This is a genomic window from uncultured Roseibium sp. (genome assembly GCF_947494555.1).
Lineage (GTDB): Bacteria > Pseudomonadota > Alphaproteobacteria > Rhizobiales > Stappiaceae > Roseibium.
The window spans coordinates 183862-206085 of record NZ_CANLVF010000006.1 but is presented as its reverse complement, the minus strand read 5'-3'; the positions used below and the strand labels follow the sequence as shown (position 1 = coordinate 206085).

The following is a 22224-nucleotide window of genomic DNA, read 5'->3' as shown; positions in this document are numbered from 1 at the left end:
CCTACAAAATACTTTAGGCGATTGCCTTGCACCAACGAAGCGCGCGGACGGCTGGTACATTGACGTGCCAGCCGTCCTGTTGCGTCGAAAGGCGTTTGCAAACCGCTAAACAGGTGCCGTCAGGAATATCCGGACACGCGGACCGGAACAGCGGGAAATTCTCCCGGTCGCCACAGGGCAACCTGCAAATCCTGTTGGCGTCCACGGATTGAAACGGTCTCAAGCCTCGGCGTTGGCATCCTGTTGCCCGATCGACTGGCAACCGCGTCAAGCAGGTCCACCGAAAATGCGATGGACGCTTCGTGGCTTTTCGCGACCTCCAGCAGCCGGCTGGCAACATTGACGCAGTCGCCTGTTGTCGTGATCTGCTGCTGCCTGTCGTGTCCCAGGCGCGATAGCACGACTTTCCCGAAATGTGCTCCAACCCTCACAGCGCTAATGTGGTCTGCAACATTGGATCCCTGCAGCCATCCACTGATCGTGCTTTCCAACTGAAACGCGCAACGCACGGCGTTGACCGGATCGGTTTCCGATGCATCCGGGACCCCGAACCCGAGCATGGCGCCGTCGCCCATGAAATCGAGCACCACGCCCCCTGTCTTGTCGGCGACATCGACAACGATTGTGTGGAAGGTCTTCAGGAAATCGCGGGTTCTGACAGGACCGAGCTGTTCGCTTAGTCCGGTATAGCCTGACAGGTCGATAAACAGCATGGCCGCATCCTGTTCCCGCGGGTTTGCGAGAAAATCCGGATCTTCGGCGATTCGGGTCGCCAGACGTGGAGATTGAAAGCGGCTCAGGGCGCTCTGTGCCTGCAACAGGCGGCGTGAATGGAACCGGTCGAAAATCTGCCTCGTGACCAGAAGCCCAACCACCGGAGGCAAGCTGGCGGCAAACGGCAAAGCACCATTCAGCCATTGTGACTGGCCGAAAAATAGAAAACCGGCGAACAGCCAACAAGCGAGCAGGATGATGTAGAACACAAAGGCCGGTGCAAGCGGTAGAAACGCGACTGCAACAAGACTAAGAACAGTGACGGCAATTGCGGCGGCACCATCCGCAAGCCGTATGGTGTCGTTGCGGGCAAGCGCAGTCCCGTCCAGAAGATTGGCTATGCCGGTTGCTTGCACCTCAGCGCCTGGCATCACGGGATCGAAGGGTGTGCCAAACCTGTCGCCGACACCGGTCGCGGTGACGCCCAAAACAACGATCTGGCCGGTCAGATCCGGGGTATCGTCTGACAGTAGGCGTTCGGCGCTGACCGTTCTGATCGTCCCGCCCGGTCCGTAGAAGTTCAACGCAAGATGCCACCCGGCATCGAGAACCTGATCCCGGTTGCCCGTTCTGAGGCCGGTCTCGGTAAAAATGGGCGTCTTGTTGGAGTAAAGCTCCAGGGCTTTGAGGCTGAAGGATGGCTGCAGTCCGCCATCAGTCAGGAATAGGAGAGGGATGTGCCGGGGGGTGCCGCCGGTATCTGTCACAACATTTGCAAGGCCCACTTCGGCGGCATCGGCGATTTCCGGAGTTGGTGACAGGATGCTGGCAACGGTCGGCACGAAACTCGCCGACGAAGTCATGTTCCCGCTGTGCCCTGCTGCAGCAATCACCACCGGGAGGGACTCGAATTCCTTTGCCAGTGCGGCATCGCCCGCACTGTCCGAGGCGCCGAACAAAAGAATGTCGATCGCCAGCGCCCGGGCACCGGCAGCCTCGATCTTCCCGACCAGCTCTGCGAGCTGTGACCGTGTGAGCGGATATTTTCCGACGATCGATACCGTCTGGTCGTCGATCGCGACAATAGTCACGTTTTCCGGAGATTTCCGCTCACCGGTCAGAACGATGCGCAGGTCGAGCAAAACCGTCTCGAACCTGTCGAGCACGCTCGCGGTTCCTGCAAGATGACGCTGGGCGAGATATCCGCTCCAAGCCAGGCCACTTACAAATGCAAGGGCAACAATCCAGCGCGGAACGGTCGATTTCATCGACCGAAACGGCTTAGGAGATTTCTGACCCGCTCTGCGCCCCATTCGCGAACGACAAGCGGTTCACCGGGCGCAACGTCAACACCGAAGCCCTGAGCCAAAAGGACCTGATCGGAGCCATCCGGGCGGGAGACGGCAACTTCGCCTTCACTGACGAAGACGGCGGTTTTACCGTCCTCGACGTCGACGGCATAGATTGTTCCGCGCACGGCCGCGATTGCGTGCGGTGTCCGGATCTGAAACGGTCCGCTTCCAGGTGCGACTTCGATCAAAACGGCGTCGGACGACACGTCCACGTCCGTCGGTCTGTTGCCGGCGCCTGATGTCACGATGCCGAGCGCGGCAGCTGCTTCCGCTTCCAGAACCACACCCCCCTCGCACTGGTAAACGACACGAGGCGGATCTGTCAGGTTCGATGTCGTGCAGCCGACAAGCGTTTGCGCGACCGCACCTTGAGGTGACAGAGTGATCAGAAGCGTGAGCACCGTGAGCAGGACGAAGTTTCTCATTGTCACCTTCCCGAAAATATTTTTTATCGACCCCGTTGGATCCATACCACGATGTCGATCCGTATATGTGCTTAATGTTGTAGCAAGCGATTTAAGCCGAAATAATGCAGAAAGAGAGACGAACATGGAAGTCGACCGTGATTTCAACAAGGAGAAACTTCTCGGCAAGAGTTTCGTGTTCGATGCGTTTGACGATCAGGCAAAGCGGGAACTGGCAAGTTTTGCCTTTGTGAAGCGCTACAAATCCGGAGAAACCATTTTTACGATGGGCGACCCGGGGCAGAGCATGATGGCGATTGCCGAAGGGTCGGTGCGCGTAACCATGCTGACGCCGAGCGCACGCGAGATTACACTCAACGACTTGCAGGCCGGCGATGTTTTCGGGGAAATAGCGCTGCTCGATGGTGGCGAACGCTCTGCCAGCGTCAAGGCTCTCACCAACTGCACGCTGATAGTTCTTGAAAGACGTTCCCTCCTGGACGTCCTGCAGCGCAACCCGGGCTTGTCCATTCCGCTGATCGAACTCCTGTGTCAACGCGTTCGGCGCTCGGATGAGCGCATGATCGAAATCGCGTTTCTCGATCTTCCGGTGCGGCTTGCGAAACTTGTAATCCGCCTGACGGTGACACCTCCCGGATCAGAGGACAAGCCCCTGAAAAAACTCTCACAATCCCAGTCCGAGCTTGCAAGCATGATTGGAAATACCCGGGAAAACGTGAACCGCTGTCTGCGAAAGTGGCAGAAGGCGGAATTGATCACGCTGAGGGACGGCTGGCTGATCATTGACAATCGAGAGGCGCTTGAATCGATCGCCGAAGACGACTGATCAGAACGTCGGTTGCTTTCACAGGCCGCAAAACCATTTAGGATCCGCCGGTTTGGCGTGTCGCCCGTCACAGGCAAACACCTCATCGCATTCTTACGTGATGCTCGTTGGCACGACAGAAAAGGCCAGCGCGCATAAACACAAGGATGCAGTAATGTTTAAAAAATCGATTGTTAAAACCGTTTCTCTCGCGGCCGTTGCCGTCTCATTGATTATGGCCGGCGTAACCACCGCATCTGCCGGAAACTATGGCTATGGAAAACATCACGGCAAAAGCTTCGGATACGTCAAGGTAAAACCGTTTTACGGCTTCGGATACGGCAAGAACAGGGCATGGCAGAAGCATGTCGGCTGGTGCAGCAAGCGTTTCAAAACCTATAATTCCTATGACAACACGTTCCGGCCATATAACGGTCCGCGCAAGAAATGCCGCTCCCCTTTCTTTCACTGACAAACCAGTCCCTTACGTCGACAGCGGGTCCTGACAGGGACCCGCATCGCGATTCCAGGATTTTCTTGTTTCATTCATGATTTCCCGGCCTCGGAGCCTGTTAAAATATTGATCCGGCAGTTTTGATTGAAGACGCTTTTTGGCTCGGTCTCCGGCGGTCCTGAGAGCTTCGTTGTTGCTGTAAAATAAATTGTATACAGGTCTGCGTTCAAAAATGTATATCTTAAAAGGGATGCACCCTCGACTACGAAGGAAATGGCAGTGACGTTTCAGCGCGGCGGAAAGACCGTTTATGGTGCAAGTGTCGGCATCCTGATGCTCGAAACGCGTTTTCCGCGCATTCCAGGTGACATGGGCAATGCCCTGACATGGCCCTTCCCGGTCCAGTACCGGGTTGTGCGCGGCGCATCGCCAGATCTTGTCGTGCGGTCTGATGCACGGCCTCTGCTTGATGCCTTCATCGAGGCCGCAAAAGACCTCGTTGCAAGTGGATGCGATGGCATCACGACCAATTGCGGGTTCCTGTCGATCCTGCAGGATCAATTGGCGCAGGAAATCGATGTCCCGCTGGCCACCTCATCCTTGATGCAGGTTCCGATGGTCCAGGCAACTCTGCCTCCCGGCAGACGGGTCGGCATCCTGACCATATCCCGGGAAACCCTCACCGAGGATCATTTGAGAGCGGCAAATGTTCCGCTGGACACACCGATTGTCGGCACTGAACGTGGAAAAGTCTTCACGCGGGACATTCTGGGCGATGCGCCTGAAATCGACTTTGCGGCCTGCATTGAAGACATGCGCGATGCAGCAAGGGAACTCGTCGCCAACAATAGCGACTTGGGTGCCATTGTCCTGGAATGCACCAACATGGTGCCCTATGCGGCAGATATCCGCCGGTTGACGGGCTTGCCGGTCTATTCGATCTACAATTACGTGCTCTGGTTCCAGCAAAGCCTCGCTCCTGCCCGTTTTCCCGCCGAGCTGGACGATCCGCGCTGGTGAAACTCCGGACAGTCAATGCGGGTCACGGATCGCTGCTATGATGGCTTGAGCCTCAGTAACTCGGCACATAAAGCTGTGAATAGGCGAGGCGGACGAGCTCGACGGTTTCGCCGCTGCGCCGTTCGATATGACTGCGGAGCGCTTTGACGGCCGCGTCCGTGTCGCGGCGCTTGACCGCATCGACGATCCGGCGATGAGCCGGCAGCGACGGATCTTCTTTTTCGCCGTCTTTCATCTGCTCGCGGATCTGCCGGAAGTTGATCAGGCGCACGTAACGAATGCGCTCATTCAGGTTGCTGAGCAGCCTCACCAGTTCTCCATTGCCGGAAAGAGCGGCAAGGCGAAGGTGAAACTCTTCGTCCTGCTGCAGAACTTCCGTCAGGTCCGTTGACGTGAAATAGGTCTTCTCAAAATCTTCAAGATAGTCACAAAGCGCCTGGATTTCTTCGTCGCTGGCATTTTCGATGCCCCGGACGATCCCCTCGGTCTCGATCGCGCACCGGGCCTGGTAAAGCTCCAGGATTTTTGCAGGTTCAAGCGGGCGGCAGAAAAAGCCCTGCCCCTTTGCAAGCGTCAGGAAACCCTCGGCGACCAGGCGATTGAGTGCTTCGCGCAGAGGCGTCCGGCTGGTTCCGAGTTTGGTTGTCAAAGCCGACTCGTTGATGCGTTCGCCAGGCTTGAAGTCGAAATGGATCGCCATGTCACGCAGCGTTTCGTAGACGCGGTCAACGCTACTGAGACGTTTGGTCATGTGTTCCTGCCCTGCCGATCCATTCGCTTTGTCTCCTGATAGATCAAAAAACGGTCTTTGTGAACATTTGCGCCTTCACATTTGCCTACAGAGCTGTATACAATATTGAGTGCAGTTAGGAAAATGCTGTCTCAGGGAGGCGTCTGGCTTGGGGGAAACCATTCGTAATGCGTTAAATGGTGCCGAGGCGATGGTGCGGTCGCTGGAGGCGCACGGCGTCAGGCACATCTTCGGGCTGTGCGGTGACACGACGCTGCCGTTTTATGACGCCATGTTTACCCTCGATCACGACATTACCCACGTCCTCACAAGGGACGAGCGCAGCGCGGCCTATATGGCGGACGCCTACGCACGCGTGACAGGTCGGGTCGGCGTGTGCGAAGGCCCGTCCGGCGGCGGTGCCACCTACATTCTTCCCGGACTGATCGAGGCGAACGAAAGTTCTTATGCGGTCCTGTCGATCACGACCGACATTTCGGTCGCATCCTACGGCAAATATCCGCTGACCGAGGTCGACCAGGAAGCCCTAATGCGGCCATTGACCAAGTTCAACACGGTCATAAAGCGGGCAGATCACATTCCGCGCATGGTCCGTCAGGCCTTTCGCGCGATGACAACAGGCCGGCCTGGGTCCTCCCATCTCGGGTTGCCCTATGACATTCAGTACGATCCCGTTGCCTCAGACGACATCTGGGGCGATCCCAGGCATCAGACATTTCCCGCTTACCGCGGCGCCCCCGAACCCGGCGCGGTGGAAACGGCGGTCGAGGCCATCCTGACCGCGAAGTCGCCGCTGATCGTCTGCGGCGGCGGCGTTGTTATCTCCGGTGCGATGGAAAGCCTGGACCGGCTGGCAAGCCGTCTTGATCTGGCTGTCGCGACATCCATTTCAGGCAAGGGATCGCTCGCCGATACCCACCCGCTTTCCCTTGGCGTCGTCGGATCGAATGGCGGAACGGACGAAACCTGGGAAATGATGGAAGCGGCCGACCTGGTTGTCTTCATGGGTTGCCGCGCTGGTTCCACGACAACGTCACGCTGGGAAGCACCCAAGCCGGGGCAGCGGATCGTGCATTTCGACAGCGATCCCATGACGATCGGCGCCAACTACCCGACCGAAGTCGGTGTGGTCGCGGATTTGAAACTCGCTCTTGAAGCGGCAAACGGCTATCTCGACGAACGCCAAGGCGAACTGCCGACATTCGGCGGCGCCGTAAAGGTTGCCGACATCAAGGAACGCAAATTCGCAAAGTTTCAAGCGCTGGTCCAAGGCAGTTCCGGGCCGATCGTCCCCGAACAGATCATTGACTCGCTGAACAAAAAGCTTCCTGATGATGCGATCGTGGTTTCCGATCCCGGAACGAGCTGCCCCTACTACAATGCCTATTCGCAGCAGAAACATCCTGGACGACTATACATCACCAATCGCGCGCATGGTGCATTGGGGTATTCGCTCTCGGCCGCGCTCGGGGCATGGTATGGCCGGCCGGGCAGTAAGGTCGTGGCGATGATGGGCGACGGTTCCTTTGCCTTTGCCTGCGGCGAGTTGGAAACCGTCGTGCGCGCCAACGCGCCGATCACTTACGTCGTTTTTTCCAATTCGGCCTTTGGCTGGATCAAGGCAAGTCAATATGCCGACTGCGATAAGCGCTACTACAATGTTGACTTCAACCGCACCAATCAGGCGGCCGTCGCTGAAGCCTTCGGTCTTAAAACCTGGCGGGTGGATAAGGCAGAAGACCTTGACGAGGTAATGACCGAGGCCCTTGCTTACGAGGGACCGACCCTCATAGACGTGATCTGCCAACCTCTTGAAGAAGCGGCCGCACCGGTGCGGCGCTGGATGGGTTGAGGACATGGGCACGGCGGCATCGGCACATGTTGTTGTGATCGGCGCCGGCGTCGTCGGTGTGTCGACCGCAATCTGGCTGCGCCGGGCGGGTGTGAACGTCACCGTGGTGGACAGGGTTAAACCGGGCAGTGCGTCCTCGACGTCCTACGGAAATGCCGGTGTACTTGCCGCGTGTTCGGTCGCCCCTGTAACGGCACCCGGACTTGTCCGCAAAAGCCCGAAAATGTTGCTGGACCCGGATTTCCCGCTGTTCCTGCGCTGGTCGTACCTGCCTAAATTGATGCCTTGGCTCCTGAAATATCTGTCGCATGCAAACGACAGGGACACCCGGCGCATTGCCGGTAGTCTGACGCCGATCATCTACGATTCACCCTCTCAGCACGAAGCGCTTGCCAAGGGAACGGACGCCGAGAAGTGGCTGGTCAATGCCGATTACAGCTTCGCCTATCCGTCGAAGGCAGCTTTCGAGGCGGATGCCTATACCTGGATGCTCCGGCGACTGGCCGGATTTGAGCCGGACGTGCTCCAAGGCGGCGACATCAATGACTTCGAGCCAGCCTTGTCGGACAAGATCGGCCTGCTGGCGGTGATGCATGACCATGGCTATGTGCGCGACCCGGGGCAATATATCGCCGCGCTCGCGGTGGAAGCAGAAAAGCTCGGTGCGGTTTTTGTTCAGGCCGAAGTCAAGGATTTCAGCTTTGCGGACGGACAGGTCTCCAGTGTCATCACGTCACAGGAGACAATTGATTGCACACAGGTGGTTCTGGCAACCGGCGTCTGGTCCGGTGACCTGGCACGGAAACTGGGGCTGGCGGTGCCGCTGGAATCCGAACGCGGATATCACATTGTTTTCCAGGCGGCCGAACATGGACCCCGGACCCCGATGATGATCACGAGCGGCAAGTTTGTCGCCACGCCCATGAGGGCGGGACTGCGCTGCGCAGGGGTTGTCGAATTCGGCGGAGTGGATGCACCGCCGTCAAAGGCGCCGCTGGAGTTGTTGCACAGGAAGGTCAGGGAGACCTTTCCGAATTTGACGTTCGAAAAGGAAGAGAGCTGGCTCGGACATCGGCCGGCACCTTCCGATAGTTTGCCACTGATCGGAGAAATCGGGGCATCAGGTGTCTTTGCCGGTTTTGGACACCATCACATCGGCCTCACGGCCGGACCCAAGACCGGGCGAATTCTGGCCGGGCTCATATCCGGGGAACGCCAGAACATCGACTTGTCGGCCTACGATCCGCAAAGGTTCTAGGCCGGTCAATAAGAGTAGCGTGTCCCGCGGCCGCGGGGCATGAGGGGACAAAAAACGAGGAGGTTTTCCATGTCCGGACTGACGAAAGTACTCATGGCCGGTGTTGCCGCATCAACGCTTGCAGCAGGCGCGGCATCGGCCGAAACCTGGGACATGCCCATGGCGTATGCGGCAACCAACTTCCACTCCGCTACAGGTGAGAAGTTCGCCGAATGCGTGACGCTCGGCACGGGCGGTGCGCTTGAAATCAAGACCCATCCGGGCGGCTCGCTTTATTCGGGCGCCGAGATCAAACGCGCGATCCAGACCGGACAGGTGCCGATCGGCGAGCGCTTGCTCTCCGGTCACCAGAACGAGAACGCGATCTTCGGCTTCGACTCCGTGCCTTTCCTGGCAACGTCATTTGAAGATTCCGAAAAGCTTTGGGAAGTGGCGAAAGAGCCGCTGACCGAGATCCTTGCAGACCAGAATCTCCACCTGCTTTATTCCGTGCCGTGGCCGGCGCAGGGTCTTTATTTCGACCGTGAAGTGAATTCCCTTGAAGACGTCAAAGGCCTGAAATTCCGCACTTACAACAACGCAAGTGCAAGAATGGCTGAACTCGCCGGCATGCAGCCGGTGCAGATCGAGGCAGCCGAAATCAGCCAGGCCTTCGCGACCGGCGTTGCACAGGGCATGGTGTCTTCCGGGTCCACCGGTTACGACCGCAAGATCTGGGAAAGCCTGTCCCACTACTATGCCGCCGATGCGTGGCTGCCGCGGAACTATGTCATGGTCAACATGGACAGCTGGAACAGCCTGGATGACACCACCAAGAACGTGATCAACGGCTGTGCAGCCATGGCCGAATATGCCGGTGACTGGCGCTCCATCCAGTACAACGAGTTCACCGTGAACGAGCTGGGCAAGAACGGCATGACCACGGGCCGTGTGAGCGACACGATGGCCGGGGAACTGCGGGCCATCGGTGAGACCATGACGGGAGAATGGCTTGAGACTGCCGGCGATCAAGGCAAGGCGATCGTCGATGCATTCAAGGCACAACAATAGTCTGCCTGCATGACAATTTCTGCCCGGCGGTTTCCGCCGGGCACACTCGCCTTTGAAGGGGGACGGCGGTGGCTATTTTCAGGCTTTTGCGCACCGGTCTTGATGCGCTCTACAAATTCGCCGGGTATCTGGCGGCGGTTTTTCTGATTCTGATCCTCTTTTTTGTGGCCTCGCAAATGGTTGCAAGGTGGGGCGGCGGGATCATCACCGGCGCGCCTGACTTCACGGGTTATTGCATGGCAGCGGCATCCTTCCTCGCGTTGCCTTACGCGCTCAACAGCGGCAGCCATATTCGGGTCAACCTGTTGCTGACTGCGCTTGGGCGCTACCGCAAATTCGGTGAGATCTGGTGCTGGGCGATTGCCAGTTACCTGACTTTCCTGTTCGCGCGATACGCCATCAAGTTCACGTATGAAAGCTACCGTTTCAACGAAATCAGCCAGGGTCATGATGCCTGGCCGATCTGGATACCGCAGATGTCCATGGCAGCCGGAACGGTGCTCCTGGCAATCTGTGCACTCGACAATCTCGTGACAACGCTGTTTACCGGCCGGGACAATATCCACGTCCCCGGTGCGAAAACGCAGGGGGAATAAGACATGGAAGAGATCTACCTCGTTCTCATTTTCCTGTTCGTTCTGTTCCTGCTTCTCGGGACAGGCGTGTGGGTCGGGCTTGCCCTGTTCGGCGTTGCCTATCTCGGGCTGGAGATGTTCACCTCGCGCCCGGCCGGCGACGCGATGCTGACGCGCATCTGGACCGGTTCGTCCAGTTGGACCCTGACCGCTCTGCCGCTTTTCATCTGGATGGGCGAGATCCTGTTCCGAAGTCGATTGTCGCAGGACATGTTCCGTGGCCTCAGTCCGTGGATGCAGCGTCTGCCGGGCGGTCTTGTCCATGTCAACATCGTTGGCTGTACGATTTTCGCGGCTGTGTCCGGTTCGTCCGCCGCGACTTTGACCACCGTCGGCAAGATGTCGATCCCCGAACTCAGGAAACGCGGTTATCCCGAATACATGACGATCGGAACCCTGACCGGAGCGGCAACGCTCGGGCTCATGATCCCCCCGTCGCTGACACTGATTGTTTACGGCGTCGCCGTCGAGCAGTCGATTTCCAAGCTGTTCATGGCAGGCATTTTACCAGGCATCGTGCTTGCGGGCATGTTCATGGCCTATGTTGCCGGCTGGTCGTTCCTGCGCCCCAAAGAAGTGCCGACGATTGCCAATCGCATGAGTTTTTCCGAGAAACTGCGCGAAAGCCGGTTTCTGATCCCCATCATCCTGCTCATCCTCGTTGTCATCGGGTCCATGTATGGCGGTTGGGCAACCGCAACAGAGGCGGCTTCCATCGGTGTTATCGGGGCCTTCGTTCTGGCGGCTGCGCAAGGATCGCTCACGAAAGAGACCTTCATCGACAGCCTGCTTGGGGCAACCAGGACATCGGCGATGATTGCGCTGATCCTGATGGGGGCGACGGCTCTGACGCTCGCAATGGGCTTTACGGGACTGCCGCGCGCCTTGGCGGAATTCATCGAGAGCCTGCAACTCTCGCAGTTCTCGCTCCTGATGGCGCTCATGCTGTTCTACATCCTGCTCGGCATGTTTCTCGACGGGATTTCATCCGTCGTGCTGACCATGGCGATCGTGCAGGAAATGGTCATTGGCGCAGGGATTGATCTGATCTGGTTCGGGATCTTCATCGTGATTGTGGTCGAAATGGCGCAGATAACGCCACCGATCGGGTTCAACCTGTTCGTCATGCAGGGGATTACCAACCACGAAATGGGCTACATCGCCAAGACCGCGATCCCTTTGTTCCTGATCATGGTGCTGATGGTCTTTGTGATGATCTTCGTTCCCGAGTTGGCCACCTTCCTGCCGGAAAACATGCGCGGCCCTCGAGGATGACATTGGCAGGAGGCGGCAGGCCACTGCCGCCTTTTGTTCCGCATTTGCAGTTAGCGTTCAAAGAGGTCCCGTTATGGCAGACGTCAAGATCATTGCCGCCGTCGATCTGCACCACAGGGAGTCTGATGCCTGTGTGGTCCGTGAGGCGATCATGCTGGCACAGAGCCATGAAGCCGCTGTGGAACTTGTCTTTGTGATACCGGATCAGCAAAACACCTATGTGCAGGCCTACATTCCCGACGAGATGCGCGATCAGGTCGAAGTGGACGCACGCAAGGATCTCGCCGCTTATGCAGGCCAGTTCGATTGGCAGGATGTGCCGCATTCGACAGATGTCTTGCGCGGCGTCGTTTACGAAAAGCTGATCGAACATGCCGATCTCCAGGCCGCGCGCTTTATTGTGATCGGGGCCAGCAGGCCAACCGTGAAGGACTTGTTCATAGGTCCCAATGCGGCCCGTGTGTCGCGTTTCGCGTCGTGCTCGGTTCTGGTCGTCCGGCCCGATTAGACATCCACTTCCGGAAGACGCATCAAATCGATATCGGAGGTTCGTGTGAGCGGGCACAAAATCGAGACAATCCGAATCCACAGGATCAGGATCCCCGCAAGGGCAGTGCATTCGCATGGCAGCGGCGACGTTGCCGGAATTCACGTCGCCATCCTGGAAATGACCACCGACACAGGCATCAAAGGCTGGGGAGAAGCCTCGCCCTGGCCTGTGTTCACTGGCACGGCGGAAGGATGCGCTACGGCCCTGCATGTGTATCTGCGGCCGCATCTGATCGGACAGGATCCCGTGCAGGTCGAAAAGCATATGTCGATGGCGGACAAGATCATCGTCGGGCATCCCGAGGCCAAGGCCGCGCTCGAAATGGCGCTGCTGGACATAACCGGTCAGATCTCGGGCCTGTCGGTCTCGGAACTTGTCGGCGGCCGGCAGCGGGACAGCATGGGCATGAGCTTTTCCATTGCCAATCCCGACTTCGGCAAGGACCTGGAAGACGTCGCCGCCATGTGGGAGGACGGCGTCAGGATCTTCAAGCTCAAGACCGGCTTTTCAGATCACCGTTTCGATCTTGTGCGCCTGGAGAAAATGCGGGAGATCTATGGCGAAACGGCTGATATCCGCATCGACTACAATCAGGGACTGCCAGCCTACGATGCCGTGCGCCGTGTCCGCGATCTGGAGGCATTTCGCCCGACTTTTGTCGAGCAGCCGGTCAAGATGCACGAGCGCGAGATCATGGCGCATCTGACTGACGTGATCGACGCGCCGATTATGGCCGACGAAAGCGTCTTCGACCCGAAGGGGGCGCTTTATGCAGCGCAGATCCGCATGGCTGACATCTTTTCATTGAAGATCATGAAGTCTGGCGGCATTCGCCGCGCGCTCGAGGTGGCGGCGATCGCTCGCGCGGCCGGGATCGAAGTCTATGGCGGCTGCATGTTCGAGACTGGTCTTGCGCATGCCGCCGGCGCACATCTCATGGCGGCCGTACCCGACCTGATCCTTGACTGCGAATTCTACATGGCGACCTACTATGCCGAGGACGATATTCTGACAGAACCGTTCCCGGTCAGAAACGGGCGCGTTCATGTTCCCGAAGGCCAGGGACTGGGGGTTAGTGTGGACCCGGTAAAGCTAAGAAAATACGCGGTCGCCGATCCGCTGCAGTGACGTGGACACAAAAGCCCGCTTGATCATAACGGATACTTTAGGTCTGCGTCTTGCTCGTCGTGTCTGCCCATGTCCGGTAGTCCAGTTCCGCCGCCTCGATCGCCTTGCCGTTCACGAGCCGCCGCAAAAACGCGATGCTGACTGCGCGCGAGCGGCTGTTGTAGATCGCTGCCCCATCCTGATCGCGGTCTGTATCCTGGTCGAGCCCGAGTTTCTCGTAAAGCGCCTGCAGCCGGCTTTGCACGCTGCGCAGAGAAATGCCGCGCCGTCTTGAAATCGTTCTGTCCGTCAATCCGAGTGCAATGTCGATCAGAACCTCGTATTCAGCGTCGGTAAGACCCTGCAGCCGGTCGTCAGCCCGCTGTTGAACGCCGCGCACGGTCCTGTCGATGATGCACTGTTCTTCGACAAAGACGCCCTGCAGGGCCAGTTTCAAACGGTCTTCGGAGGCGGATTTGAGAATGTAGCCGTAGGAAGCGCCCGGTGGAACGATCCGGGATATCCCACGGACATAAGCCTCGTCTGCATAATTGGACCAGAACAGGATTCGTGTTTCGGGCTCCTGCCGCCAGATGGCACGCGCCGCCTCGACCCCGGTTCTGTTCGGCATCTGCAGATCCATCACGATCGCGTCCGGCCTGTGCTTTGCGGCCAGGGCAATGCCTTCGTCCCCGTTCTGTGCCTCGGTCAGTTCCGTGACATCCGGCAGTTCCCGTTCCACGACTTCGCGCAGAAAGGAACGGTGCAGGACGTCGTCTTCAACTATCAATATACGCATTGTTTTGAGTTCGTTCTGACGTGGGGAATGTGGACGGATCGCCGAGAGGAAGGGAGACACAGACACGGGTTCCTGACAAGTCGGCACAGGGCTCGATTTCGAACTGTGCGGAAATCAGTGTTGCGCGGGTGCGCATGTTCTCGATCCCGCCGAAATGGTCACCGTCACCGCCTGTTAGGCCGCTGCCGTCATCGGAAATTGCAAGGCTCAGCAGGCGGTCCGACTGTGAAAGCACGACGCGGATCCGGGATGCATCGGCATGTTTGATCGCGTTGTTCACCGCCTCCTGCGCGATCCGGAAAAGGGCGATCTGATGGGTTTCCTGAAGGACGTTGCCCGCCCCGTCGGTTTCGTCGGAAAATTCCACCGAGATCGGCCTCGCCTGCGAGGCGACGGCGCGTTCGAGCAGGGCTTCGATACCCTGCTCGAAGCCGAACAGCTTCAGAACGCTCGGCCGGGCATCTTCGATGATGCTTCTGAGTTCCTGCAGGCACCCTTCCAGCCGGTCGGTGAGCGTGGTCAGCGTTTCGCCCGGTATCTTCGGAGCCTGCCTGAGACGTCGCAATTCGTGGCTGAGACGCGTCAGGTCTGCGAGGGTCTGGTCATGGAGGTCCATGCCGATCCTTTGCCGCTCCAGTTCGAGCGCTTCCGTCAGGCGCAGCGCACCGGCCCGCAGGCCTTCCGCATGCGCATGGATCTCCGCCTGCCGGATGGCGGCCTTCCGGGCGCGCTCACCCTGGTTCAGGGCGTGGATATAGGAGGACAGCAGGTCGGCGACATATTGGGCGATCGTCACGTGGCTGTCTTCATAGATGTCGCGCGCATGGCATGAATAGGACAGGGCGCCGATCACCTTGCCCTCCACCTGCAGAGGCACGTGCAGGCGGCTGCGCAGGCGGGCGTCGAAAATCGGATCGCTGAACGCACCGTCGAAGTGGAAGCGCTCGTCCAACTGGGCGTCAGCGGTCAGAATGAAATCCTCCTCGCCGCGCAACATGCTGCGGATCGGACTGACGGAAATCGGAACCGGTTCGGGTGCGTCACCCCATCCCGTGTGCAGCCTGGCCTCGTAGGCGACATGCATGTCGCCTTCGCCTGTCAGGATGCAGACGTCGATGTGATCGTGGGGCAGAAAGTAGCCGACCTCTTCAGACACTTTCTGGATCAGCGACTGAAAATCCAGTTGTCCGGCCACTGCCCGTGAGATCAGCAGAAACCGTTGCAGCATGGCCTCGGTGCTAATGGCGTTCGCTCCGGTATGTGTTTCTTCTTCTGTCAAGGATACCGGTCTCCGGATTGTCTCTCCTGCGCCATTTCCGCTTTGTCGCCGTTGAAACCTGCACTCAAACCTGCGGGTTCCCGCAAGAGGTTTGTCGAAACTACAGCATACAATGTGCGGGCGGCATGGAAAGCTCCCTGAACAACAAAGCAATTGCTGCCGGATCAGGACATTGAAACCGGCGGCTCAGGGAGACAGCGGCCATTGCATGACGGGGTCGAAATTGCGTGCGACCGCATGCGGGATCTTGTGATTCCGATCTGCGGTCTGGAGCGCCTGTTCGAAAACTGCCTTTGGGCGGAAGGGCCGGCCTATTTTGCCATGACGGACTGCGTGGTCTGGTCCGACATTCCCAACAACAGGATATTGCAATGGGTCGAGGGACTGGGAACGCGGTCCCTGACGACGTCATCCAATAATGCCAATGGCAACACGATCGACCGCGAAGGCAGGCTTGTCAGTTGCGAACACCTGACCCGTTCGGTGACCCGGCGCGAACACGACGGGTCCCGAACCGTGCTGGCAACGCATCATGCCGGCAAACGGTTGAATTCGCCCAACGACGTCGTGGTGAAATCCGACGGTTCGATCTGGTTCACCGATCCCAGCTACGGTATTCTGACCGACTATGAGGGCGCGCGCGCCGAGCCCGAACAGGACGGCTGTTATGTCTATCGTCTCGATCCGGAGACAGGTGAGGTCGAACCCGTCGTCAAGACGATGGAGAAACCCAACGGGTTGGCCTTCTCGCCGGACGAAGCGTGGCTATACGTCTCCGACACCGGTGTCTCGCATCTTGCCGGCGGGCCGCATCATATCAAGGCCTTCGAGCTCGGGGCCTCCGGCCGACCGGAAAGCGAGAGCGTTTTTGCCGAGATTTCGCCAGGCGTACCCGACGGCTTCAGGCTGGACGAGTTTGGCAACATCTGGTCCAGCTCCGGTAACGGTGTTCAGGTGTTCGCACCGGACGGATCTTTCCTCGGGCGCATTGTTGTTCCCGAAGCCGTCGCCAACCTGACTTTCGGTGGCCCCAAGAACAATCGCCTCTTCATTACAGCAACAACATCGCTCTACGCGATCTATGTGGGTGTTCGAGGATCAACCCGGAGGAGTGCTTTCTGACGACTTGAAGCGAAATACGAATGATTGGGAGGAAATCATGAGAATACGTCAATCACTACTGTTTGCGACTACCGCTCTTGCCATGACTGTTGCGGCCGTTCAGCCGTCGGTGGCCGATACTTCTGACAAGCGGATTGCGCTGTCGAACAACTACGCAGGCAACAGCTGGCGTCAGGCCATGCTCAAGTCCTGGGGCAAAAATGCCGATCAGGCGGTCAGCACGGGTGTTGTTGCTGCCGGTGATGCATTTACCACGGCAGAAAACCAGGCCACCGAACAGGCAGCGCAGATCCAGAACCTGATCCTTCAGGGATATGATGCGATTGTGGTCAACGCAGCCTCGCCGACGGCACTCAACGGCGCGGTCAAGGAGGCTTGTGATGCAGGCATCGTCGTCGTGTCCTTCGACGGTGTTGTCACGGAACCGTGCGCATGGCGCATTGCTGTCGACTTCAAGAAGATGGGTGAGATCCAGGTCGATTATCTGTCCGGACGTTTGGCGGATGGCGGTGAGCTGCTTGAAATTCGCGGCCTGGCCGGCGTCTTCGTCGACGATGAAATTCATTCGGGTATCGAAGCTGGTGTCGCCAATCATGACAAGTTCAACATTGCCGGGTCCGTTCATGGCGAGTGGACACAGACCGTTGCTCAAAAAGCGGTTGCCGGTATTCTGCCGAGCATGCCTGAGATTGTCGCGGTCGTGACACAAGGTGGCGACGGCTATGGTGCTGCCCAGGCGTTCGCGGCTGCAGGCCGGCCGACGCCGATCATCATCATGGGCAACCGTCACGATGAACTGACATGGTGGCAGGAGCAAAAGGATGCCAATGGTTATGAAACCATGTCGGTCTCCATTGCGCCTGGTGTCTCGACACTTGCCTTCTGGGTTGCGCAGCAGATCCTCGACGGACAGGATGTGCCGAAGGAACTGATCGTGCCCTTCCTGCAAATTGATCAGGCGGATCTCGAAGAAGGGCTGGCCAACACCGAACCTGGCGGCGTTTCCAATGTCGAGTACTCTCAGGATGATGCGAAGGCATATCTTGAAAGCGTGAAGTAAGGCGTGCCGGTACCGTCCGTTCGATTTCCGGAGGAGCAATGACAACGGAAACTGTGAGCCCTTTGATTTCCCTTGCGGGAATTCAAAAGGTCTTTGGGGCGGTACAGGCCCTGAGCGGCGTGGGCCTTGAAATCCACGCCGGAGAGTGTCTCGGACTTGTCGGCCACAATGGCGCCGGCAAGTCCACCTTGATGAACATCCTGGCGGGGACCCTGGAAGCGAGCGACGGTGCTCTAACGGTTTCCGGCAAAAGTCTCGGCAAGGGCTATTCGGTTCAGGACGCCGGAAATCTCGGGATCCGCTGTGTTTTTCAGGAACTGTCGCTCTGTCCGAACCTCTCGGTGGCGGAAAACACACGCATCATTCATCCGGTCCTGAAGGGCTTCGCATGGCGAAAGCGTGCTGCGGCTCTGATCATGGACCAGCTGGAGCGGATATTCCCGGGGCACGGTATTTCGCCCGTTGACATCATTGGCGATCTCTCGATCTCAAAACGGCAGATGGTTGAGATCGCGCGCGCCTTCACGGTCACCGAGACAAACCTTGGGCTTGTCATACTGGACGAACCGACTTCCTCGCTGGATGCCCGGGTTGCAAATCAGCTTCTTGACTATATCGAAAAGATCACGGCCTCCGGAACGAGCGTGGTTCTGATCTCGCATCTGCTGGGTGAAATATTGCAGGTTTCCGACAAGATTGCGGTGATGAAGGATGGACGCGTCGTCGCCTTCAGGGAAGCCTCTGAGTTCGATCGCAGCCGTCTTGTCGAAGCCATGGGCAGCACACTGGCTGCGGGGGTTGCGCCTCGACGCGACGTCCAGTCTGCGCAGGCGATCGGTGACGAACGGATTCACATGCGCCCCTCCGGCCAGCCGGACGATCAGACCATTCGCGCGCAGGCAGGTGAAGTCATCGGCTTTGCGGGTTTGGCCGGCCAGGGTCAGACGGAAGCCTTGCTGGAGATTTTTGAGGGTCACGGTGTACTGCCGTCCGGCCGTGGCGGCAACGACTGCTGCTTTGTTGCCGGAGACAGACAGGTGGATGGGGTTCTGCCGCTCTGGTCAATCCGCAAGAATATCGGGATCGCGTCCTTAAGGAGGCTGCGCTCCGGCGCCCTGATCAGAAACGAACGGGAGCAGGAACTCGCCGAAGCCTGGAAGGACCGCATCGGAATTCGCGCGCCGAACGTCGAAGCGCCTATTCTTTCCCTTTCGGGGGGCAATCAGCAGAAGGTGCTGTTCGCCAGGGCGCTTGGATCCGCTTCGAATATCGTCCTCATGGACGATCCGATGCGCGGTGTTGATATCGGTACGAAAAACGAGGTCTATGCGATCATCCGGCAGGAAGCGTCTCAGGGAAGAACATTCCTCTGGTACACCACCGAAATGGAAGAACTGGATTATTGCGACCGGGTCTACGTGTTCCGGGACGGTGTGGTGAGCGAGACACTGGTCGGCAGCGACATCACCGAGGAAAATCTGCTGCAGGCGTCTTTCAAGCAGGTGAGCGGGGCAGCATGAACGGACTGCAATTCTTCACATCCGCCCGCTTCTGGCGGGGCGCTTTGCCTGCCTTGTCTCTCACTTTTGTGCTGTTGGGCGTGTTCTGGCTGCAACCGCGCGCGATGAGCTATTTCGGACTGAACCTCCTGTTCAATCTGGCTGTACCAATTGCACTTGCGACGATTGCGCAGATGTTCGTCATCGCTGTGAATGACCTCGACCTGTCGATTGGCAGCTTCGTCTCGCTAGTCGCCTGTATCGGCGCGACCTGGCTGCACGACACACCGTTGCTCGGCATTGCGGCTCTGCTGGGATGCGTCGCGGCCTATGCCGCCATGGGCGCGCTGATCTATATCCGGCAGTTGCCGAGCATAGTCGTCACACTGGGAATGTCGTTTGTCTGGTCCGGCTGCGCGGTTCTGCTTCTGCCGACGCCGGGCGGCAGCGCACCGGACTGGATCCGGGCCCTGGTTACCTTCAAGCCGCCTTACATACCCATGCCGATATTGGCTGCTGTCGTTCTGGCACTCGTTGTCCACTTCGCGCTTATGCGTACCTCCTGGGGTGTTCTGATGCGCGGTGTCGGCGGCAATGAAAGAGCGATAACGCGTGCCGGCTGGTCGGTGCTGAAGCTCAAGATGACGATGTATGCGATGACCGCTGTTTTCGGCATTCTGGCAGGACTGACACTGGTTGGTCTGGCCACTTCCGCCGATGCCAATATTGCCCTGCGCTACACGCTTCTTTCCATCGCCGGCGTTATCCTCGGCGGAGGTGAGTTTGTCGGCGGGCGGATTTCGCCTGTGGGCGCGGTTCTCGGTGCTATGACCCTGACATTGACGGCCTCGTTCCTGTCCTTTCTGCGCATTTCGCCGGACTGGCAGATCGGCGCGCAGGGGGCTGTTCTGATCATTGTGCTGGCATTGAGAGCCATCGTGAACCGGATGGAGGCCCGCCGATGAAACGCGTACAGGCCTTCATGCGCCAGCATCCCTGGAGCTGGTCGTTTCTTGCAGCTTTCACGACCTGGGCGGTGACAGCTGCCTATATCAGCGGAACGGGTGGACTCGCCTTGGCGTCGACGGCCTTGTCGTTCTCCACCTTCTTCGTGATGGTCGGCATAGGCCAGATGTTCGTGATCACGCTTGGACCCGGCAATGTCGACTTGTCGATCCCGTCAACCATCACCCTGTCCGCGGTCGTGTCGATGATGGTCATGGACGGATCGAACACCCTGATCGTTCTGGGCGTTTTGGCCGCGGTCGGTGTCGGCCTCCTGGTCGGTCTTTTCAACTACAGCCTGATCCGCGTGCTCAGTATTCCGCCGATCATCGCCACCATGTCGTCGAGCTTCCTTGTGCAATCGAGCGCCATCGCGCTCGGGCGCGGCGTCAAGATCAAGCCGCCGCTCGCGCTGGAATGGATCTCGACCGCAAAGATTTTGGGAGTACCCATTCTTGCGCTCCTGGTAATTGCCTTCGCGATTGGTATGGCGGTGGTGCTCAATCGCACGATCTACGGAAGGTCCGTTACGGCCTTCGGTCAGAACACACGCGCTGCAAAGCTCGCGGGTGTCCCGATAGAACGCATAAGATATCTGACCTACACGCTCTCGGCCGTGCTGGCAGCGGTTTGCGGTGTCTTTTTGGCAGGATTTTCCGGTGGCTCGTCGCTGAACATGGGCGAGGAATATCTGCTCGCCTCCATCGCAGTCGTGGTGATTGGCGGTTCGTCGATAGCCGGGGGCAATTCCAATGTCCCCGGAATTTTCGGATCTGCGCTGTTTTTATTCCTGCTCGTGGCAATGCTGAACACGTTCGGTGCCGCTGCAGGTCTTAGGTTGATCCTGACCGGCCTGATCATCGTCGGCGTCGTCACTTTTGCAGGCGGGCGAAAGGAGAGCAGGTGAGGTCTTGGAGGATCTGTAAGAAAAACCGCATCCCTGTCGCAGATGTCAGGCTCCGACTTGATCAGCTATCGGTTTTCGAGGCGCGATCGCCTTCCATCCCTTGACCTGTTGACCACAGGCACGGATGACCCCCACCCCTGACGCCCTGTGGGAAGGTAAAAGGGGTGGGGGCTCGGGTGGCTTTGACTTCGGACAATTCCCGCAGGGGTGTCCAGAGCCCTAGAGCCCGAGCATTTTCCGGATCTGTTCCTGATCCGTATCGCCACCGGCAAAGTCGTCGAATGCCTTGTCGGTCACCTCGATGATGTGGTGTTCGATAAACGGCGCGCCTTCGGCTGCGCCCTGTTCGGGCGATTTCAGGCAGCATTCCCACTCAAGGACCGCCCAGCTGTCGTAGCCGTATTGGGCGAGCTTTGAGAATATGCCGGAGAAGTCGACCTGGCCATCGCCGAGGGACCGGAAGCGGCCCGCGCGATTGACCCAGCCCTGATAGCCTGAATAGACGCCCTGGCGCCCGTCGGGATTAAACTCCGCGTCTTTCACGTGATAAGCGCAGATACGCTCATGGTAGATGTCGATGAAGGCCAGATAGTCCAACTGTTGCAACAGAAAGTGAGACGGGTCGTAGTTGATCTGGCAGCGACTGTGCCCGTTGAGCGCTTCAAGGAACATTTCAAATGTGACGCCGTCGAAAACGTCCTCGCCCGGATGGATTTCATAGCCGACATCGACACCGTGGTCCTCATAAACATCCAGAATCGGTTTCCATCGTCTGGCAAGTTCCGCAAAGGCCTCCTCGATCAGGCCGGTCGGGCGTTGCGGCCAGGGATAAAGGTACGGAAAGGCGAGCGAACCCGTGAAACTGACGGAGGCATCAAGGCCGAGATTGCGGCTTGCAACCGCTGCCTTTTTCATCTGGTCGACCGCCCACTCCTGCCGGCCGGACGGATTGCCGTGGAGGCTGGACGGGGCGAAACCGTCGAATGCCAGATCATAGGCTGGATGGACGGCGACCAGCTGTCCCTGGAGGTGTGTGGACAGTTCCGTGATCTCGACGCCGGCATCCGAACAGATACCCTTGACCTCGTCGCAATAGGCCTGGCTTTCCGCGGCTTTTTCGAGATCGAATAGGCGGCTGTCGAATGTCGGGATCTGGATGCCTTTATAGCCGAGTCCGGCAGCCCATTTTGCAATCGACGGCAGGCTATTGAAAGGCGCTTCGTCGCCGCCAAATTGTGCCAGGAAAATTGCCGGTCCTTTTATCAGTCCTGCCATGGGGTCCTCCCAGTTTGTCGAAGGCGCAGC

20 protein-coding genes and 1 pseudogene are annotated in these 22224 nt (G+C 58.4%); 15 read left to right on the top strand and 6 right to left on the bottom strand.

The window, feature by feature from the left end; genetic code table 11:
• Positions 1–119: 119 nt before the first annotated feature.
• Together Q0915_RS25910 and Q0915_RS25905 are read right to left on the bottom strand one after the other, a co-directional pair.
• Positions 120–1982: an adenylate/guanylate cyclase domain-containing protein gene (locus tag Q0915_RS25910; RefSeq protein ID WP_299483627.1), complete on the bottom strand. Its 1863-nt coding sequence runs from the start codon at positions 1980–1982 to the stop codon at positions 120–122.
• Positions 1979–2491 (bottom strand): FecR domain-containing protein, encoded by a 513-nt coding sequence (locus Q0915_RS25905; RefSeq protein WP_299483626.1) that lies wholly within the window; start codon positions 2489–2491, stop codon positions 1979–1981. The genes Q0915_RS25910 and Q0915_RS25905 overlap by 4 nt, the downstream gene beginning before the upstream one ends.
• Positions 2492–2615: 124 nt before the next feature.
• Here Q0915_RS25905 and Q0915_RS25900 point away from each other — a divergent pair, with 124 nt between their 5' ends.
• The 3 genes and pseudogenes from Q0915_RS25900 (at position 2616) to Q0915_RS25890 (ending at position 4770) form a co-directional block, all read left to right on the top strand.
• Positions 2616–3317, top strand: a complete 702-nt coding sequence (locus tag Q0915_RS25900) for a Crp/Fnr family transcriptional regulator (RefSeq protein ID WP_299483625.1) — start codon at positions 2616–2618, stop codon at positions 3315–3317.
• A gap of 343 nt (positions 3318–3660) precedes the next feature.
• Positions 3661–3768 (top strand): annotated as a pseudogene (locus Q0915_RS25895) (BA14K family protein); the annotation flags it as partial.
• Positions 3769–4029: 261 nt separating this feature from the next.
• Positions 4030–4770, top strand: a complete 741-nt coding sequence (locus Q0915_RS25890) for an aspartate/glutamate racemase family protein (RefSeq protein WP_299483624.1) — start codon at positions 4030–4032, stop codon at positions 4768–4770.
• Positions 4771–4822: 52 nt separating this feature from the next.
• Here the strand turns inward: Q0915_RS25890 and Q0915_RS25885 are convergent, their stop codons facing one another.
• Complete coding sequence (locus tag Q0915_RS25885) at positions 4823–5521, bottom strand: GntR family transcriptional regulator (protein WP_299483623.1); 699 nt, start codon at positions 5519–5521, stop codon at positions 4823–4825.
• Between the two features lie 148 nt (positions 5522–5669).
• Here Q0915_RS25885 and Q0915_RS25880 point away from each other — a divergent pair, with 148 nt between their 5' ends.
• From Q0915_RS25880 to Q0915_RS25850, 7 genes are all read left to right on the top strand, one after another.
• A complete protein-coding gene (locus Q0915_RS25880; RefSeq protein WP_299483622.1) occupies positions 5670–7373 on the top strand; it encodes a thiamine pyrophosphate-binding protein in 1704 nt (567 codons plus the stop codon).
• 4 nt (positions 7374–7377) lie between these two features.
• Positions 7378–8631, top strand: coding sequence for an FAD-dependent oxidoreductase (locus Q0915_RS25875; protein WP_299483621.1), 1254 nt, complete (start codon positions 7378–7380; stop codon positions 8629–8631).
• 69 nt (positions 8632–8700) lie between these two features.
• On the top strand, positions 8701–9681 hold the full coding sequence (locus tag Q0915_RS25870; protein ID WP_299483620.1) for a TRAP transporter substrate-binding protein: 981 nt from the start codon (positions 8701–8703) through the stop codon (positions 9679–9681).
• Between the two features lie 68 nt (positions 9682–9749).
• The gene (locus Q0915_RS25865) at positions 9750–10277 is read left to right on the top strand and encodes a TRAP transporter small permease subunit (protein WP_299483619.1); all 528 of its coding nucleotides are present in this window, start codon (positions 9750–9752) and stop codon (positions 10275–10277) included.
• A 3-nt stretch (positions 10278–10280) separates the two neighbouring features.
• Positions 10281–11591, top strand: coding sequence for a TRAP transporter large permease subunit (locus Q0915_RS25860; RefSeq protein WP_299483618.1), 1311 nt, complete (start codon positions 10281–10283; stop codon positions 11589–11591).
• Positions 11592–11664: 73 nt separating this feature from the next.
• Positions 11665–12099, top strand: a complete 435-nt coding sequence (locus tag Q0915_RS25855) for a universal stress protein (RefSeq protein ID WP_299483617.1) — start codon at positions 11665–11667, stop codon at positions 12097–12099.
• Between the two features lie 45 nt (positions 12100–12144).
• Entirely contained in the window at positions 12145–13269 is a 1125-nt protein-coding gene (locus Q0915_RS25850) for an enolase C-terminal domain-like protein (protein WP_299483616.1), read from the top strand.
• A gap of 37 nt (positions 13270–13306) precedes the next feature.
• On the opposite strand, the gene Q0915_RS25845 is transcribed toward Q0915_RS25850, so the two are convergent.
• On the bottom strand, positions 13307–14047 hold the full coding sequence (locus Q0915_RS25845; protein WP_299483615.1) for a response regulator transcription factor: 741 nt from the start codon (positions 14045–14047) through the stop codon (positions 13307–13309).
• On the bottom strand, positions 14028–15326 hold the full coding sequence (locus Q0915_RS25840) for a GAF domain-containing sensor histidine kinase (protein ID WP_299483614.1): 1299 nt from the start codon (positions 15324–15326) through the stop codon (positions 14028–14030). The genes Q0915_RS25845 and Q0915_RS25840 overlap by 20 nt, the downstream gene beginning before the upstream one ends.
• 237 nt (positions 15327–15563) lie before the next feature.
• Here Q0915_RS25840 and Q0915_RS25835 point away from each other — a divergent pair, with 237 nt between their 5' ends.
• From Q0915_RS25835 to Q0915_RS25815, 5 genes are read left to right on the top strand one after another with little or no spacing between them, the layout of a single operon-like run.
• On the top strand, positions 15564–16448 hold the full coding sequence (locus Q0915_RS25835; protein ID WP_299483844.1) for an SMP-30/gluconolactonase/LRE family protein: 885 nt from the start codon (positions 15564–15566) through the stop codon (positions 16446–16448).
• 37 nt (positions 16449–16485) lie between these two features.
• Complete coding sequence (locus Q0915_RS25830; RefSeq protein WP_299483613.1) at positions 16486–17508, top strand: ABC transporter substrate-binding protein; 1023 nt, start codon at positions 16486–16488, stop codon at positions 17506–17508.
• A 38-nt stretch (positions 17509–17546) separates the two neighbouring features.
• Entirely contained in the window at positions 17547–19028 is a 1482-nt protein-coding gene (locus Q0915_RS25825) for a sugar ABC transporter ATP-binding protein (protein ID WP_299483612.1), read from the top strand.
• Positions 19025–19972, top strand: a complete 948-nt coding sequence (locus Q0915_RS25820; RefSeq protein WP_299483611.1) for an ABC transporter permease — start codon at positions 19025–19027, stop codon at positions 19970–19972. The genes Q0915_RS25825 and Q0915_RS25820 overlap by 4 nt, the downstream gene beginning before the upstream one ends.
• Positions 19969–20919: an ABC transporter permease gene (locus Q0915_RS25815; RefSeq protein ID WP_299483610.1), complete on the top strand. Its 951-nt coding sequence runs from the start codon at positions 19969–19971 to the stop codon at positions 20917–20919. The genes Q0915_RS25820 and Q0915_RS25815 overlap by 4 nt, the downstream gene beginning before the upstream one ends.
• A gap of 219 nt (positions 20920–21138) precedes the next feature.
• Here Q0915_RS25815 and Q0915_RS25810 read toward each other — a convergent pair whose 3' ends face one another.
• Positions 21139–22194, bottom strand: coding sequence for a sugar phosphate isomerase/epimerase (locus tag Q0915_RS25810; RefSeq protein WP_299483609.1), 1056 nt, complete (start codon positions 22192–22194; stop codon positions 21139–21141).
• Between the last annotated feature and the right edge of the window lie 30 nt (positions 22195–22224).

Bases quoted from the DNA above. Each gene is read 5' to 3' on its own strand.
- Q0915_RS25910 (WP_299483627.1), bottom strand. From the start codon at position 1,982: ATGAAATCGACCGTTCCGCGCTGGATTGTTGCCCTTGCATTTGTAAGT.
- Q0915_RS25905 (WP_299483626.1), bottom strand. From the start codon at position 2,491: ATGAGAAACTTCGTCCTGCTCACGGTGCTCACGCTTCTGATCACTCTG.
- Q0915_RS25900 (WP_299483625.1), top strand. From the start codon at position 2,616: ATGGAAGTCGACCGTGATTTCAACAAGGAGAAACTTCTCGGCAAGAGT.
- Q0915_RS25885 (WP_299483623.1), bottom strand. From the start codon at position 5,521: ATGACCAAACGTCTCAGTAGCGTTGACCGCGTCTACGAAACGCTGCGT.
- Q0915_RS25875 (WP_299483621.1), top strand. From the start codon at position 7,378: ATGGGCACGGCGGCATCGGCACATGTTGTTGTGATCGGCGCCGGCGTC.
- Q0915_RS25870 (WP_299483620.1), top strand. From the start codon at position 8,701: ATGTCCGGACTGACGAAAGTACTCATGGCCGGTGTTGCCGCATCAACG.
- Q0915_RS25860 (WP_299483618.1), top strand. From the start codon at position 10,281: ATGGAAGAGATCTACCTCGTTCTCATTTTCCTGTTCGTTCTGTTCCTG.
- Q0915_RS25855 (WP_299483617.1), top strand. From the start codon at position 11,665: ATGGCAGACGTCAAGATCATTGCCGCCGTCGATCTGCACCACAGGGAG.
- Q0915_RS25845 (WP_299483615.1), bottom strand. From the start codon at position 14,047: ATGCGTATATTGATAGTTGAAGACGACGTCCTGCACCGTTCCTTTCTG.
- Q0915_RS25835 (WP_299483844.1), top strand. From the start codon at position 15,564: ATGCGGGATCTTGTGATTCCGATCTGCGGTCTGGAGCGCCTGTTCGAA.
- Q0915_RS25830 (WP_299483613.1), top strand. From the start codon at position 16,486: ATGAGAATACGTCAATCACTACTGTTTGCGACTACCGCTCTTGCCATG.
- Q0915_RS25825 (WP_299483612.1), top strand. From the start codon at position 17,547: ATGACAACGGAAACTGTGAGCCCTTTGATTTCCCTTGCGGGAATTCAA.
- Q0915_RS25820 (WP_299483611.1), top strand. From the start codon at position 19,025: ATGAACGGACTGCAATTCTTCACATCCGCCCGCTTCTGGCGGGGCGCT.
- Q0915_RS25815 (WP_299483610.1), top strand. From the start codon at position 19,969: ATGAAACGCGTACAGGCCTTCATGCGCCAGCATCCCTGGAGCTGGTCG.
- Q0915_RS25810 (WP_299483609.1), bottom strand. From the start codon at position 22,194: ATGGCAGGACTGATAAAAGGACCGGCAATTTTCCTGGCACAATTTGGC.